General features: G+C 63.9%; 15 protein-coding genes. 2 read left to right on the top strand and 13 right to left on the bottom strand.

All coding sequences use genetic code 11. From position 1 onward, the window contains the following. Positions 1 to 90: 90 nt before the first annotated feature. Both ACQPZ2_RS06375 and ACQPZ2_RS06370 read left to right on the top strand, forming a co-directional pair. The gene (locus ACQPZ2_RS06375) at positions 91 to 1380 is read left to right on the top strand and encodes a TetR/AcrR family transcriptional regulator (protein ID WP_433524705.1); all 1290 of its coding nucleotides are present in this window, start codon (positions 91 to 93) and stop codon (positions 1378 to 1380) included. Positions 1381 to 1560: 180 nt separating this feature from the next. Beyond that, positions 1561 to 2802, top strand: coding sequence for a TetR/AcrR family transcriptional regulator (locus ACQPZ2_RS06370; RefSeq protein ID WP_433524704.1), 1242 nt, complete (start codon positions 1561 to 1563; stop codon positions 2800 to 2802). 12 nt (positions 2803 to 2814) lie between these two features. On the opposite strand, the gene ACQPZ2_RS06365 is transcribed toward ACQPZ2_RS06370, so the two are convergent. From ACQPZ2_RS06365 to ACQPZ2_RS06305, 13 genes are all read right to left on the bottom strand, one after another. Beyond that, a complete protein-coding gene (locus ACQPZ2_RS06365) occupies positions 2815 to 3930 on the bottom strand; it encodes a lipase family protein (protein WP_433527341.1) in 1116 nt (371 codons plus the stop codon). Between the two features lie 279 nt (positions 3931 to 4209). Then, positions 4210 to 4899 carry a hypothetical protein gene (locus ACQPZ2_RS06360; RefSeq protein ID WP_433524703.1) on the bottom strand — a complete coding sequence of 230 codons (690 nt, stop codon included), beginning with the start codon at positions 4897 to 4899 and terminating at the stop codon, positions 4210 to 4212. A gap of 12 nt (positions 4900 to 4911) precedes the next feature. Then, complete coding sequence (locus ACQPZ2_RS06355) at positions 4912 to 6090, bottom strand: MCE family protein (RefSeq protein ID WP_433524702.1); 1179 nt, start codon at positions 6088 to 6090, stop codon at positions 4912 to 4914. Continuing rightward, a complete protein-coding gene (locus ACQPZ2_RS06350; protein WP_433524701.1) occupies positions 6087 to 7166 on the bottom strand; it encodes an MCE family protein in 1080 nt (359 codons plus the stop codon). Before ACQPZ2_RS06350 ends, ACQPZ2_RS06355 begins: the two co-directional genes overlap by 4 nt. Continuing rightward, the gene (locus ACQPZ2_RS06345; protein WP_433524700.1) at positions 7163 to 8263 is read right to left on the bottom strand and encodes an MCE family protein; all 1101 of its coding nucleotides are present in this window, start codon (positions 8261 to 8263) and stop codon (positions 7163 to 7165) included. Before ACQPZ2_RS06345 ends, ACQPZ2_RS06350 begins: the two co-directional genes overlap by 4 nt. Continuing rightward, entirely contained in the window at positions 8263 to 9267 is a 1005-nt protein-coding gene (locus ACQPZ2_RS06340; protein WP_433524699.1) for an MCE family protein, read from the bottom strand. Before ACQPZ2_RS06340 ends, ACQPZ2_RS06345 begins: the two co-directional genes overlap by 1 nt. Further along, complete coding sequence (locus ACQPZ2_RS06335) at positions 9264 to 10286, bottom strand: MCE family protein (protein WP_433524698.1); 1023 nt, start codon at positions 10284 to 10286, stop codon at positions 9264 to 9266. Before ACQPZ2_RS06335 ends, ACQPZ2_RS06340 begins: the two co-directional genes overlap by 4 nt. A gap of 4 nt (positions 10287 to 10290) precedes the next feature. Next, positions 10291 to 11700: an MlaD family protein gene (locus ACQPZ2_RS06330; RefSeq protein WP_433524697.1), complete on the bottom strand. Its 1410-nt coding sequence runs from the start codon at positions 11698 to 11700 to the stop codon at positions 10291 to 10293. 6 nt (positions 11701 to 11706) lie between these two features. Continuing rightward, complete coding sequence (locus ACQPZ2_RS06325; protein ID WP_433524696.1) at positions 11707 to 12570, bottom strand: ABC transporter permease; 864 nt, start codon at positions 12568 to 12570, stop codon at positions 11707 to 11709. Between the two features lies 1 nt (position 12571). After that, the gene (locus tag ACQPZ2_RS06320) at positions 12572 to 13432 is read right to left on the bottom strand and encodes an MlaE family ABC transporter permease (RefSeq protein ID WP_433524695.1); all 861 of its coding nucleotides are present in this window, start codon (positions 13430 to 13432) and stop codon (positions 12572 to 12574) included. Next, positions 13429 to 13617, bottom strand: coding sequence for a hypothetical protein (locus tag ACQPZ2_RS06315; RefSeq protein WP_433524694.1), 189 nt, complete (start codon positions 13615 to 13617; stop codon positions 13429 to 13431). The genes ACQPZ2_RS06320 and ACQPZ2_RS06315 overlap by 4 nt, the downstream gene beginning before the upstream one ends. After that, a complete protein-coding gene (locus tag ACQPZ2_RS06310) occupies positions 13617 to 13841 on the bottom strand; it encodes a hypothetical protein (RefSeq protein WP_040695729.1) in 225 nt (74 codons plus the stop codon). Before ACQPZ2_RS06310 ends, ACQPZ2_RS06315 begins: the two co-directional genes overlap by 1 nt. A gap of 396 nt (positions 13842 to 14237) precedes the next feature. Further along, the gene (locus ACQPZ2_RS06305; RefSeq protein WP_433524693.1) at positions 14238 to 15131 is read right to left on the bottom strand and encodes an NAD-dependent epimerase/dehydratase family protein; all 894 of its coding nucleotides are present in this window, start codon (positions 15129 to 15131) and stop codon (positions 14238 to 14240) included. Positions 15132 to 15148: the final 17 nt, after the last annotated feature.

The raw sequence follows: 15148 nt of genomic DNA, 5'->3' as shown, positions 1-15148 counted from the left end.
CGGGTCGACCGTAGGCAAACTGGACCCCACCTGGGCAAACCAGACCGTCCTAGACAGATCGTAAGGCGAGGTTGTCGATACCATGGCGGCATGAGTGTCGACAATCGCCGTACGGCGCGCAAGGCGGTCAGCGGCGACTCGGCACCGCGGGAGATTCGGCGCAGGCCGAAGAATCGGCGGGCCCAGATCGCGGCGGCGTCGGCGGCCGCATTCGGCGCGCTGGGCTACCACGGTGTGAGCATGGAGGACATCGCGTCCGGGCTCGGGATCAGTTCGGCAGCGCTGTATCGGCACTATCCGAGCAAGTACGCGCTGTTCCGGGAGGAATTGCTGCGGGTGGGCCGGGCCATGACCGAATCGGTCGAGCTGCCGGAGGTGGCACGGGACAGGGGGACGGCAGCCGACGGAGTCGGCGGGGTGGGTGAACTCAGGACGGCGGAGCGGCGGCTGCGGCAGGTACTCGACGCCCTGATCGGCGTCACGATCGAGAATCGGCCGACCGTCACCCTGGTGCGCTGGGAGGGCCGCTATCTCGAACCCGAGGACCTGACGGTTCTCACCGACCAGCAGCTCGCCGTCGTCGGCGCGATCGGTGTGCAATTGGCCGCATTGCGACCGGAACTCGCCGAGGACGAGCTGCGGGTGCTGCGCGCCGCCCTGCTCAGCGCGATCACCAGCATCGCCGATCACCATGCCAGTTTGCCCGCGAAATCCCTTGCCCGGCTGTTGAGTTCGGCCTGCTGGTCGATCGTGCCCGCCGAGCTGCCAGCGCTGGACTCGGATGCCGAACTGCCGGTGGCAGCCGAGATTCCGGATTCGTTCAAACATGAGCTGTTGCTGCGCAAGGCCGTCGAACTTTTCCATGATCGCGGCTACCCGAATGTCAGCGTCGAGGAAATCGCCACTGCCGCAGGACTTTCCGCCGCATCGGCGGTGTACCGGTTCTATCGCGGCAAGAGCGATCTGCTCGCGGCCGCGTTCCGACGGGCCGCCGACCGGGTTTCCGGTGCGATCGGCCCGGCGGTGGCGGCGGCGGCCGACGCCGAAGCGGCCCTGACCACACTGATCGAGCAGTACGTCGAGGGTTCGTTCTCCGAGCGCGCACTGACCTTCGTGTATTACACGGAGTTCCAGCATGTTCCGAGCGATGAGCGCACCGTGCTGCGGAATATCCAGCGGCTCAGCGTCGAAGAGTGGGCGCGGCTGCTGCGTGACGTGCGACCGGAGCTTTCACCCGCCGAGGCCCGCTTCCTGATCCATGCGGCCTTCGCGTTGGTGGTCGATCTGGGGCGCAACTTCAGTGCCGAACCGATCGCCTCCCCGGCCCGGGTTCGATTGCTCATGCAGCTGGTCCTGTTCGGACGCCCGGCGCGCTCGTAGTCCGCGCCCCTCCGCTTCGACATGCGGGCCGCGGCCACGCCACTTATGTTAGTGAGTATTCTGCACCGATTGCCCCGAGGTGATCCACGTAGTAGCGCATTTTTGTGATCTTCCATTCAATGCGTTTTCAGCCCTGGGAAGAGACGTCGAGCAAGCGTCCGGTTGGGCTAACATCGCGGGATGGATGCCGAGGATCGTCGCGCGCCGGAGGACGCGACCGCAGGCCGTACCGCGCCATCGCGTGAGGTGCGCCGCCGCCCGCGTAACCGACGCGCGCAGATCGCCGCCGCCTCCGCGGAGGCCTTCGGCGCATTCGGCTACCACGGCGTGAGCATGGAGGACATCGCCTCGCGCCTCGATATCAGCTCGACCGCACTGTATCGGCACTATCCGAGCAAGTACGCCCTGTTCCGCGAGGAGGCTCTACGGCTGGCCGGATTGAGCACCGAGGCCGCGCGTCTGCCCGAGCAACTGCGGGACCGGCCCGCCGCCGAACGCCTCGACTACATCCTCGATGCCCTGATCGCGGCCTCCATCGCGAATCGCCGTAGCGCCGCACTGCTGCGCTGGCAGAACCGGTATCTGGAGGACCCCGATCGCCAGATCCTCATCGATCACCTGATCACCACCGATTCGGTCGCCCGCAAACTACTGGCCGAGACCCGGCCCGAACTGCCCGACGGGGATCGGGCGGTGCTCTCGGCCGCCGCGATGAGCGTGATCGGCAGCATCTCCGATCACCATGTCGCGGTGCCGGTGCGCGCGCTGACGGCACTGCTGCGATCGGCCTGTCATGCGGTGACCGCGTGTGATCTGCCCGCACCCGGCGATGACACCGAATCCCTTGGCGCGAAGGAGGTTCCGCTCACTTTCAAACACGAGCTTTTGTTGGTGCGTGCCATCGAGCTTTTTCATGAGCACGGGTATCCCAATGTGAGCGTGGAGGATATCGCCAATGCCGCGGGCCTGCCCGCCTCGTCGGCGGTGTACCGCTTCTACCGCAGCAAGGGCGACCTGCTCGCGGCCGCGTTTCGCCGTGCGGCGGACCGGGTTTCGGCGGCCATCGGACCCGCCATCGCCGCATCGGACACCTCCGAACAGGCACTGAGCACCCTGATCGAGCTGTATGTGCACGGCTCGTTCGCCGAGCGCGAGCTGACCTTCGTGTACTACGCGGAGATCAGCAATGTGCCGCCGGAGGATCGCACCGTGCTGCGAAATATCCAGCGGCTCAATGTCGAAGAGTGGGCCAAACTGCTCATCGGAGTCCGGCCCGAGCTCTCCGCGGCCGAATCACGGGTGTTGGTGCATGCCGCGCTGGCCCTGGTCGTCGACCTCGGTCAATGGCTCGGCCCCGATAACCCGCTGTGCGCACAGCAGCGCATCGCACACCTGATGCGGGTCATCCTCTTCGGCCGCTGATCCGGTCCCGTTTCAGCAGGCCACAGGCGCGGGCTCGCCGCGCATCCGGCCTTCGAGCCACCGCAGTACCTCGGGGGCGCCCTGTACCGCCGCGGACAAATGCTCGGGCGCGGACACCTGCATCGTCTGCAACCGCACCCCGGCGCCGCACCACCGGCGGTCGGTGTTGCCGATGGAGTCGACCGGAATCAGCGGGTCGGCCGGCGAATGCCATTCGAACATCGGTATTTCCGGCACCCCGGGATAGAGCTCCAGACTGTTCTCCTCCACCACCGACCGCGCGGTACGACTATCGATGAACGAAGTGCTGGTGACGAATTCGCGGGCACTGCCGTTGGCGCCCATGAAGAGGATTTCGTTGGTGCAGCTGTTGGCCATGGCGCCACGGAGCGCGAGGCCGCGCGGGTTGAGATACGCGCCGGTCTGCACCTGGTCCGGGTACTCCCGCTCCAGACCGATCGCCGCTGCCATGGCCAGTCCGAAGGCCGGGTGCGGCTCCAGACCCAGCCCCTGCGCCATCGTCACCAGGTTCTCCGGGACGCCGCCCATGGCCGCGCCCTGGAGCTGCAGCTCGGGTGCGTACGACGGCTGCAGCACTGAAGCCCATGCGGTGGCCAATCCGCCACCGGAGTATCCGGCCAGCGCTACCGGGCTGTGCTGTACGGCGAGTTCGGGCAGCCGTTTCACCGCCCGGATGCCGTCCAATACGATCTGACCACCCAAACGCGCTGCTCCGAGGGCGAACTGCGGTCCGAGATGATCCGGCAGCGCGATGCTCCAACCCCGCTGCAGCACCGCATTCAACATCGACACTGTCGTCCCCAGATTCAGATCGCCGCTGTACAGCGCGTGCGATACCGCGCAATTCGTACCGAGCGCATTGATGAAATGCTGATACGACAGCAACGGAGCGTCGGCCTGATGGAGCAGTGGGGTAATGACCGTGGTGGTCGCCGCGATCGGCCCGCCGTGCGAGTCGGTGGACCGGAACTTGACCAGCGTGGCGGTGGCGCCTGCGAAGAGGGGCACCGGCGGCAATGGCCGCACGTCGAGCACGTCACCGGGGCTGTGCGCGCCCAGATCCGCCGGTGCGGCGTAGAACGGGTCCGGATCGGGCAACGGATACATCGGTTCCGCGGTTGCCGGCGTCGCCAGCAGCAGCGCGAGTGCCACACCTCCGAATGCACCGAGGGCATGGGAACAACCGCGATGGCTGCGGCGGAGAAAAAGAAGAATCAGACGAGTCAAGATCTCTACCTCCACGAGTAGTGCGGGGTATCCATCGACTAGCCGGGCTGCATTCGAGCGCAATCATTGGCAAACTTACAGCGGCATAGCGCGGAGGGACGCAATACGCCGAAAAATGGCACTGCTTTTACTTTGTGCAACACCGTTACGGGGCGTGGACTAGGACCGGGGCGGGGTGGCGAGGGGGGAATTCACCTTATTGACCAGCCAGCGGCCGTCCACCTTTTCCAAGCGCATCACCATGGATAGTTGACCTGGGGCGGGTTTGCCCTGGGTGCCCATGCTGGTGATGGTCTGGCCGATGACGACGATTGCTTCGGCGGAGGTGGTATCGCCGGATTTGATCGCGCACTGGACGTCGTTGACCTTGGAGACAACTTCGCCCTGGGTGAGGACGTCGCGCAGTTCCTTGCTGGTGCTGTCGAATTGCTTCTTCCAGTCGCCGGTGGCGCCGTCGAGCACGGCGGCGAAGTATTTGTCGAGGTTCTTGGCATCGTAGTCGGCGAGTACGGGGGCGTATTGGCAGGCGGCGAGGCGGGCATCCTCGTGGGCGGTGACTATGGCCTTGTTGTCCCTGTTCTGGAGGTAAGAGAAAACCGTGGAGGCTACTGCGGCGGCGAACAGTAGTGCGGCGGCGGCGCGGTAGGCGATCGCGGTCCGCTTGTCGGGCCTGCGGAGGAATGCAAATCGCTTGGCCGCAGGCATTTTCGAACCCGCATCTGGCGTGGCGTCGGTACTCGACGCCGCATTCGCGTCGATATCCTTGCCGAGCGAAACGCTTACCTCCGGCGCGTCGGCCCGCGCATTATCGATCTCGTTGTCGGCTGTGTCGATCGTTGGCTCGCTCATAGCTTCTCGTTCCTATCTGCCGGGTGCGGGTCGGGAAAGTTCATTGCCGGTTACGCCGGGCGGCGGGCCGGAACCGTTGTCCGGCACATTCGGACGTGGCGCATTCGCCGAACCACGAACCTGCAGTGCGGGATCGGTGGTGACGCAGTAGTTGTAGAGCGGCACCCTGGTATCGACGGTCTTGTCGGTCGGCACCACGGGAATCGTGTCGTAATCACAGGTCGGACGCGGCCACGGATCGACCATTGTGTTGAAGGCGTTGTCGTGTGCCGGAATTCCGATGGCTTCCGAACCCGCACGCAGCGCCGGGAACAGCGCTTCGATAGCCGGTTGGCGCAACTTGGCGGCCTTGGTGATGGCGACGAAGTTGGTGATCAGATTCGTCATCGGATCCTGCGTGTCGTGCACGATGCCGCCGAGTGTGGCCAATTGGCCGGGCCCGAGTTCGAGGAATTTGCGCACTTCCTGATCGGCCGCGGTCAACTGCTGGAACAGTGCGCTAGAGCCGGTGGTCAGCGTGGTCAGATCGGGTTGGGCGTGAGTGGTGGTTTCGGCGATCACCTGCAGGTTCTCGATGAGTCGCTGGGTTTGCGGGAGCAGATCGGTCAGTCCGGACATGGCCCGGCTGATTCCGGCGACCATATTGCGCAACCGATCCGGACCACCGGCCAGGGCCTTGTCGAGTTCATCGATGATCACATTGAGTCGGGCCGGATTCATCCCGCCGATCAGCCCGCTCATATTCGTGAGCACCGACTGCACCGTCACCGGTGTGCTCGTGGCCGACCGATCGACGATCGAGCCGTCGGACAGATACGGTCCGCTGTCGGAGTCGGGGCGGAAGTCGAGGTACTGCTCCCCCGCCGCCGAGAGCCTGCCGACGGCGACGGTGCCGCCCACCGGAATCTTTGCGGTGTCATTGATTTCGGCGATGGCGGCGACACCGTCACCGGATACCCGAACGTCGAGTACCTTGCCGACCCGGCTGCCGCGGAAGGTGACGTCATTGTTCGGCGCGAGTCCGCCGGAACTCTTCAGCTCGACCCGGACCCGGTAGGTGCTCGGCAGCGGATTGATCCGCAGCACGGCCGCACCGAGATAGGAAATGCCGAGAATCAACACGACGATCAGACCGATATTCGCCACCGTGATCCGATGCCGAACGAGCCAGTGCCACAGTGGAATATTCATCGCCCACCGCCCTGCAACCGCCCGATGACCTTCTGGATCACCTCGGCCAGACTGCCGATGAATGCGGGTACATCGCCGCTTTCCGGCCAGCGGCTACCCTTCGGATCGGTGAGCGCACCGATATCGAGATAAGAAACCGTGGCGGCGACCGCAAGCACCGGTCCGTCATAACTGGCCATGACATTGGGATAGATGGCGTGCAGCCCGTCCAGCGTCCCCGCCAAATTGTCGCCCATCTGGGTGAAGCCGGACATCAGCCGCTGAATACTGTCGAACAGGCTCAGGAACTCCGGGCCGGTGGTGTCGGTGAAATCACCGAGCGCGGACATGGTGACCGAGACCTTGGCGACGAGTTCGGCGATACTCCTGTTGTTTTCGGCGACCAGTCCGATCAACGGCGGGAATGTATCCGCAGCCGCACCTAATTCCGCCTTGCGCCTGGCCAATTCGCCGGTGAGCACATTCAGTCCGGAGAGCACGCTGTCGACGTCGGCGGTGCGTGCGTTGAGTGCCGCGAGCACATCGGTCATCTCGGTGATCAGATGTGACAGCTGCGGTGCCCGACCGGCGAACATCGAATTCATCTCGGTGGTTATCCGGGCCACCTGATTGAGCCCACCACCGTTGAGCAGCATGGAGATCGACATCATCAACTGTTCGACCGACGCGCCGGTGCCGGTATGGTCGGGCGCGATCGTGTCACCGGGACGCAGCATTTCGGCGCTCTCTTGCTTGGCGGGCAGCGTCATGGCGACGAACATGTCACCGAGCGGAGTAGCCTGGCGCAGTTCGGCGGTGGTGCCGCGGGGTAGCTGAATATCCTGCCGAATCCGCATTTCCACATCGGCGAGAAAGTTCGTGGTGCTGATCTTGGAGACCATGCCGATTTCGGTGCCGCCGATTGTCACGTGTGCATTGGCGGGCAGGTTGAGTGCGTCCTTGAAAACGGCGTGCAACTCATAACCCGGCCCACCGATGCCCGGCTTGGGCAGCGGCACATTGTCGACCGTCACGGCACACCCCGCCGAAGCGACAACAACGATCGCCGCGACGAAAGCCGAACGCGCCGCCCTCATTTGGTGATCCCGAGCAGTGCGGCGGTCAACCCGAAGTCGGGGCCGAAGTCCTGGATCTTCCCGGTGCGGCAACCGTCGAGACGCAGCTGGATACGCTCGCAGAACAGCGAGAGCGCCGCACCGTCCAGCACCGCTTTGTCCAGCAGACCGTGCAGGCGCAGCGCCCGGTTCTCACGGCTCACCGCATTCGAGAAGTTCTCGAAGAAGAGCGGTGTCACATCGGTGATTTCGGTGAGCCCGCGGGCATTGGCCCGCATCTGCGCGGTCAATGTCGTGAATCGGGTGAGCGCACCGAGCAGTTGTTCGCGGTTCTGGCCGACCACGGTCGAGGTATTGGTGACGAAGTCGTTGAGCTGGGTGATCACCGCCTGCAAACCCGGCGCCTGCTCCCCCATCAGTTGCACGAGTTCGGTGAGCCGACCGCTGAAATCCCTTACCGTCTGGTCGTTCTGGGCGATGATCTCGGTGATCTCATTGAGTTTGACGATGGTATTGGAGATCTGGTCGCCATTGGCGAGGGTGACCTCGAATGCGGAGGACAGATCGTCCAGCGTTTCGCGCAGTTTGTCGCCATTGCCGTTCAGCAGCGGAAACAACACCCGGCTCGCCATCGGGCCGGTTTCGTTGTCGCCCTTCAAGGCCGCGCCGAGTTGATCGAAGGTTTCCAGAATGCGATCGAGTTCGACCGGGGTACGAGTCCGGGCGAGCGGGATGTGCTGGCCGTCGGTCAGCACCGGACCATTGCCTTCGTAGGCCGGGGCGAGTTCCACATGCCGATTGGTGATCAGCTGCGGTGAGACCAGCGCAGCCATGGCGTCGGCCGGAATGCGCACGCCCTTATCGATGGACATGGTGACTTCGACATAACTGCCCTTGGGGGTCACGGTATCGACCCGGCCGACCGGAACACCGAGCACCGCAACGTCATTGCCCGCATATAGACCGGCGACATTCTCGAAGTCGGCACTGATCTGCAGATGTTCACCGAGATACTGATCGGGCAGTGCGGTGAGGCTGTCGGGTAGCAGCGAACAACCGGTCGCCACCGTTGCGGCGAGGCCGAGCACCGTCGATTTCAGCAAGGTACCGATCTTCATCAATTGCACCCCTGTACGGCTTGGGCGAAGCACAGCCAGTTGTCCGGGAATACCCATGGCGCCCACACATCGCCGTACGGGCCGTTGCCGAGGGCATTGTTGAACTGCCGCAATGCGACCGGCATGATCTCGTAGAGCGAATCGAGGTTGTCCCGGTTCTTTTCCAGGCCCTCGGACATGGTGTTCAGATTCTGGATGAGCGGGCCGAGCTGATTCTGGTTCTCCAGGCCCATGTCCTGCAGCAGCCGCGACAGGCTCGCGACATTGTCGAGCAATTGTTTCAGCAGGTTCTGCCGCAGTGCGACGGCATTGCCGATGGCCTCGCCGCGGGTCAGCAGCACCAGCACGCTATTGCGGTTGTCGGAGGCCAGCTCGGCCACCTGATCCATGCTCTTCAGCAGTGTGTCCACCTCGTCGCGGCGATCATTGATCACCTTGGCCAGCGCACCGATGCTGTTCAGCGCCTCGACGGTGAGCTGCGGAGAGTCACCCATCTGCTGGCTGAGCACATCCAGTGACTGCCGCAGTTTCGCCGGATCCAGGCGTTCGATGCGCTCGAAGGACGATTTGTAGTTCGGATCCCGGATGACCTTGCCGAGGTTGTAGGGCACCGAGGTCTGCTTCAGCGGAATCCGGTTGTCCGGCAGTCCTTTTCCATTACCCGGCACCAACTCGACGTGCAGCTTGCCGAGGATGGTCGTCATCTTGATGGCGGCCGAGGCGTCCGGACCGAGTCGAAGATCTTTGCGCACCTTCAGATCCACGACGACCTTCGCGCCGTCGAGTCGCACCGCACTCACCGAACCGACCTCGATGCCGGAGACATCCACCGATGCTCCCGATCGCAGACCCGCCGCTTGCGCGAATTCGGCATGAATCGTCTTGTCGCCGAGATGCGCCTGCGATAACGCACTCGAGCCGACCAACAGCACGACGACCGAACCGGCCGCGAGCAGTCCCAGCCACAACAAGCGATTGCGTATCCGACCCAGTAATGCCGTCATCGGCAGACCTCCGAATGGGAATTGCCGCCCACCTGCGAGAACAGCCCCGGTGGCAGCAGCACGCCCCATAGCGAGACGTCCAGCGAGCAGATATAGGCGTTGGCGTACGCGCCGTAGCTGGTGAACCGGGCGAGACCATTGAGAATGGTCGGCAGCTCTACCGCCGCCTGATCCAACGACGCACCATTGAGAATCAGCAGGGCGACGCCGCTGGTCGCATCGTTCTGTGCCCGAGCCAGATTCGGCTTCACCTGACCGATCAGCGCCGCCAGCGAATCGGTGGATTTCGCCACCGTATCGACCGACGACTTCAGCGATTCGCCCTGCGCGTAGAGCGATTCCACCAGCGAACGCGCCTGGGTGATCAGGGTTTCCAATTCACCGCTGCGATTGGCCAGGCCCGCGATCACACTGCTGAGATTGCCGATGACATCGCCGAGAATCTTGTCGCGCTGACCGAAGGTGCCCGCGAGTTCGGCAGCCTGGGTGATCAGCGCACTGAGCGATACATTGTTGCCTTGCAGGGCCTGGATCAGGGTCTCCGACAGCGAATTGACCTGGTCGGGTTGCAGCACACTGAACAGCGGTTCGAAACCCGACAGCAACGATGACACATCGAACGACGGTTCGGTGCGCTCGACGGGAATCGCGGATCCGGCGGTCAGCACGGTGCCCTCGTCCTTGCCCGGAACCAGCGCGATATAGCGTTGGCCGATCAGATTCTGGTACCGCACCAAGGCTTTCGTCGTCGTTGTCAGCCGCTGATTGTGCTGGATACGGAAGTCCACGCGCGCCTTGTAGTCGCCGTCGAAATCGATGGCGTCGACCCGCCCGACCCGCACACCCGCCATCCGGATGTCATCGCCGATGCGCAGTCCGAGCACGTCGGTGAAGGTGGCCGAGTACGAGTCGGTATCGCCGGTCACCGAACGTTGCAGCGTCGACCAGATCGTGTACGTCAACAGCACCGCGACCACGGCGAACAGACTGAATCCGGCCAGTGCTTTCCCTGATTTCATGTATTCACCGCCCTTCATCCGGTGCGGTGTCGTACACGGTCACCGAACCACCGGCCAGTACCGGAGCCAAGAGCAGGTATTGCGCCGTGGTCGGCCGACCGCCGACTATCGCCGCCGCGGCATCGAGACCGCGCAGATTCGAATTCGGCTGGACGGGTTGATCCGTCGCAGCGGCCGGCGCGGTGATACCCGGAATACTCGGCAGCCCCGGAATACTCGGCAGTCCGGGAATACTCGGCAGTCCGGGGATACTCGGTAGCCCCTGTGCCGGAGCAATGGGCGCCGGTCCCGCGGCTGCCAACCGCTGCGGCATCAGCTGCGGCGGAAACTCCTGCGGCGGTGGGACATCCGGTACCGTACTGCCCCCACACCGCGGACCGGCCATGGTGCCGTAGTGCGGACAGTCCTTGGCCGTGTACTGCTGGAAGGGCGTGAAGCTGACATCCATCTTCCACACCATCTGTCGGCTCGGTCCGAACCCGAAGGTCGTGCGCACTCGTTGCAGCGCGGCATTGAAATTGGCGGCGGTATCCGGGATGGCCTGAGGATCCCTGGCCAGACCGCCGAACAGGCCGTCGAGTCCGACGACCAAGTCCTTCCCGGCGTCCGGATTACGTGCGAAAAGTGAATTGACCGAGTCGACCGCGCCGCTGGCATTGGTCAGCAGCGCGACGAGGTTGTCACGCCGCTCGGTGAGCGTGCGTGCGGTGGTCACCGAATCCGACAGCACACCGACCAACTCCGGCGCCGAAACGCTCAGCGCCGTCACGGCCCGGCCGAGGTTGCCGAGCAGATCGCCGATGCCGGGAGTCGCGTGCACCTGGGTGAGCCAGGTATCGAGGCGTTCGATGGTGGAACCCGGCACCCGCGCGGCGGGATCGAGTGCGTCGGCGAGTGTCGCGAGCACCCGGCCCAGCTTCTCCGGCTGGATATGATCGAGCACATCGCGCAGCACACTGAGCGTGGTCTGCAGCTGCACGGTGCCTTCGCTGGTGTCCTCGGGAATCCGGGCCCCCGCGCGCAGGGTCTCGGTGGCGTGCCCGTTGTCGACGAGTTCGATGGCGGTCACGCCGAAGATATTGCTGGGGATCACCCGGGCCGTGACATTCGCCGGAATAAGGGCCGCCACAGCCGGTTTCAGATCCAGGGTCGCATCCTGACGTTCACCCTTGGCGACGACATCGACACCGGCCACGGTACCGACGACCATGCCACGGAACTTCACATCGGCATGGGTCGGCAGCCCGTCACCGGTACTGGTGAGCACCGCGACAACCGAGACCTTGTCCTGGAAATAGCCGGTATAGCGCAGGCCGAGCAGGTACAGCAGCAATGCGGCCGCCGTGGTCATGGCTATTCCAGCGAGCGTGAGTTGACGTGCGGTGGGTCCGCGCCCACTTGGATCGAGCAGCATCGCCACCTACCCCGAAATCCGGAATCCGGGGTCGATGCCCCAGATCGCAAGGGTCAGAAACAGATTCACGAACACCATGACGACGATCACCATCTTGATCGCGCGTCCGGCCGCGTGGCCGACACCTTCCGGACCACCGGTGGCGATATAGCCGTAGTAGCACTGGATGAAGGTCGAAATGAGTACGAACACCACGACTTTGACGACCGAGAACAAGACATCGATACCGTTGAGGAACTGGAAGAAGTAGTGGTCGTAGGTCCCGGCGGAGGTGCCTCCGAGGAACAGCACGGACAGCTTCGTCATCAGATAGGCAACGGCGAGACCGACGCTGTAGAGCGGGACGATGGTCAGTGTCGCGGCGATCATCCGCGTGGTCACCAGATACGGAAGTGGCCTGATGGCAATGGATTCCAGCGCATCGATCTCCTCGGAGATCCGCATCGCACCCAATTGCGCGGTGAATCGGCAGCCCGCCTGGATGGCGAAGGCCAAAGTCGCCAGGATCGGGCCGATCTCGCGCGTCGTCGCGAAACCGGAGATCGCGCCGGTCAGCGGATTCATGGTGAGCAGATTCAGCGCGGTGTAGGACTCCATGCCGACGGTGATCCCGCCGAATCCGCACAGGATGATGACCACACCGACCGTGCCGCCGCCGACAATGAGCGAACCATTGCCCCAGCCCACATCGGCGGTCAGCCGCAGCACTTCCTTGCGATAGTGCCTGAGCACGAACGGAATTGCCGCCACCGCTTGGCAGAAGGTAATCCCCTGGTGGCCGAGCCGTCGGTTGGCCTGGACCGGCAGGATGGCGATCGCGCCGACCGTGCGAAACGGCTTCAGCGCGGGCGGGGTGTATCGGGTGCCCATCTCAGATCACCTTCGCCGGAAAGAGCGTGTTGTAGATCTGGGTGATGATGATGTTCGTCGCGAACAGCATCAGCGCCGAATTGACCACCGCGGCGTTCACCGAGTTGGCGACCCCACCTGGACCGCCCTTGGTGTGCAGTCCGATATCGCAGGCGATGATCGCGGTCAGCGCACCGAAGATGGCCGCCTTGACCAAGGCGACTACCAGATCGTTCGCCACCGCGAAGGAGGCGAAAGTGCTGATGAACGAGCCTGCCGTGCCGCCCTGGGCGTACACGTTGAACATATAGCCGGTGGCGAAGCCGACGAAAACCACGAATCCGCACAGCAGAATGCTGACCAGGATCGCGGCCAGCAGTCGCGGCGCGACCAGTCGGCGCACCGGATCGACGCCCATCACCATCATCGCGTCGATCTCCTCGCGAATGGTGCGGGAGCCGAGATCTGCGCAGATGGCCGAACCGACCGCGCCCGCGATCATCAGCGAAGTGACCAGCGGCGCACCCTGCCGAATGATGCCGAGACCGCTGACCGCGCCGATAAATGTCGTCGCACCAACCTGATTCACCAGCGCGCCGACCTGGATCGACACGACAACGGCCACCGGGATCGCGACGAATACGGTCGGTGCGGCGGAAACGCTCGCCATGAACGCGCACTGCTTGATGAACTCGTGGAATGGGAAGCGGCGCACGAACATCGCGCGCAGCATCTCGATGAAGGCATCGCGCATGAGCCGAACCTGGCGACCCAAGGTCTCCAGCGACCGCTGTGGATGCCGTTGCCACAGGCCTTTCAAATCCTCGACGGCCCGCTCCAGATCCGTTGGCTCCTTCGGCCTTTCGGTGAGCCGAGTGCTCATGCCGACTCGCTGAGTTGATGCTGCAGCAGGACGAGGAGATAGCCGACCACGGCGATACCGGCGACGGCGGTGCTGAACACGGCGAGCCAGAGCCCGAACCGCAGCACCGGATTGACTTTCATACGCCCCCCGAGGATCTTGACGCCGATCACCAAGATGTCGATGAGCCAAACCAAGATCATCATCAGGTCATGCACACATTCGAGAAGGTGAGCACCGGCCAGCACACGATCGAGCCGAGGAAGGATATGACCACGTCGATGCCGTGCATGCGGTGCAGATGGCTGGTGTGGGTCAGCGTCCAGATGAGGCCGACGAGCCCGTATGGAATGGCGAGAATGATGATGGTGCCGAGGAATTCGGAGACCTTCATCTCGTAGCTGAATATTCGATCCAGCTTCTTGAGCATGCGCCTGTGTCCTTTCCCCCGCCGCCTGAGCGGCACAGCCGGACACACGCCGGGGCGAGGTATCGCTGCGGCGCGAGTGCGGCCGATCACGCTGCGATCGGTCGGGTATGGGTGCGTATGTTACGCATGATTCCTTCAGTTACGGAAGAACTTGAGAACACTTAGTTCAGCGAATCTCGCTAGAGAACCCTGTACAGCCAGCTAGACTCGGTTAACAAGAAAGAGAATCCTCAGTAACATAACGGATGCTGGCCCGCCTCGGGCCGGTTCGACGCAGGAGCGTTCGATGACGAGCAACGCGGATTTCCGCGGCAAGCCAGCCCACCACGGTGACAGCGACGGACCGATGGCCGATCTGCGCGCCGCATCCGCATGTAGAAGAACCCGATCCGAGCGCTAGCCCGAGTAGGTGTGCCACATCTGGTCGACGATCGCTTCGATGCCGGAATACTTTGACACCCAACACAATTGGTCCATCGCCTTGGCCGGATCGGCGACCAGCGAACTCGGCTCCGGCACCGCTGGGCGGTGGATGAGCGCCACGCGTCGTCCCGATACCTTTTCCACAGCGGCAACCACCTGACGGACACTCGCGCCCCTGCCGCTGCCGATGACGTACCGCTCGGTCACGCCCGGCGGTGGCAGGTGTTCGAGCCCGGCCACGAACGCATTCGCGGCATCGGCCACGTGCACATAGTCACGGACCGTCGTGCCGTCGCCGTTGACCTCCAACGGTTCATTCCGCGCCGCAGCGCCGAGCACCCTCGGGATGAGCCGAGTGGGATCCGGATCGCGGCCCCCCGCCACATTCAACAGCCGAAGAACGACAGCGGCGGCATCGTGGGCTTCGACGGCCTTTTCAGCCGCCAGCTTGCTGCTCGCGTAGGGGTGCGGCGGGTCGTCGGGCAGCTCCTCGGTGATCGCCCGACCGCTCACATCGCCGTAGATCGCGCCGGTCGAGGCGAATACGAGCCGGGGCACCTCGGCGCTCGCCATGGCATCGAGCAGGGCGATGGTCCCGACAGTATTGACTCCGAAGTACCGGAGGGGGTCGGTCATCGACTCCCGCACCCGGGTCAGCCCTGCCAGATGACACACCGCATCTACGCCGTCGACCGCACGTCGAAGTGCGACGGGGTCGCGTAAGTCGGCAACGCGAATCGCGCTGGCATCCGCGATGTTCGGTCGCTCCGCACGCACCATGGCGACGGCATCGTGCCTGGCCTCCGTCAAGGCCGAGACGACAGCTGTGCCGAGGTAACCCGCCGCTCCCGTGACAAGTACGCGCATGGCGCGAGCCTATGGAA

Source organism: Nocardia pseudovaccinii (assembly GCF_050942345.1).
Classification (GTDB): Bacteria; Actinomycetota; Actinomycetes; order Mycobacteriales; family Mycobacteriaceae; genus Nocardia; species Nocardia pseudovaccinii.
Note: the sequence above shows the minus strand (reverse complement) of the source record. Positions and strands in the feature narration are given on the sequence as shown.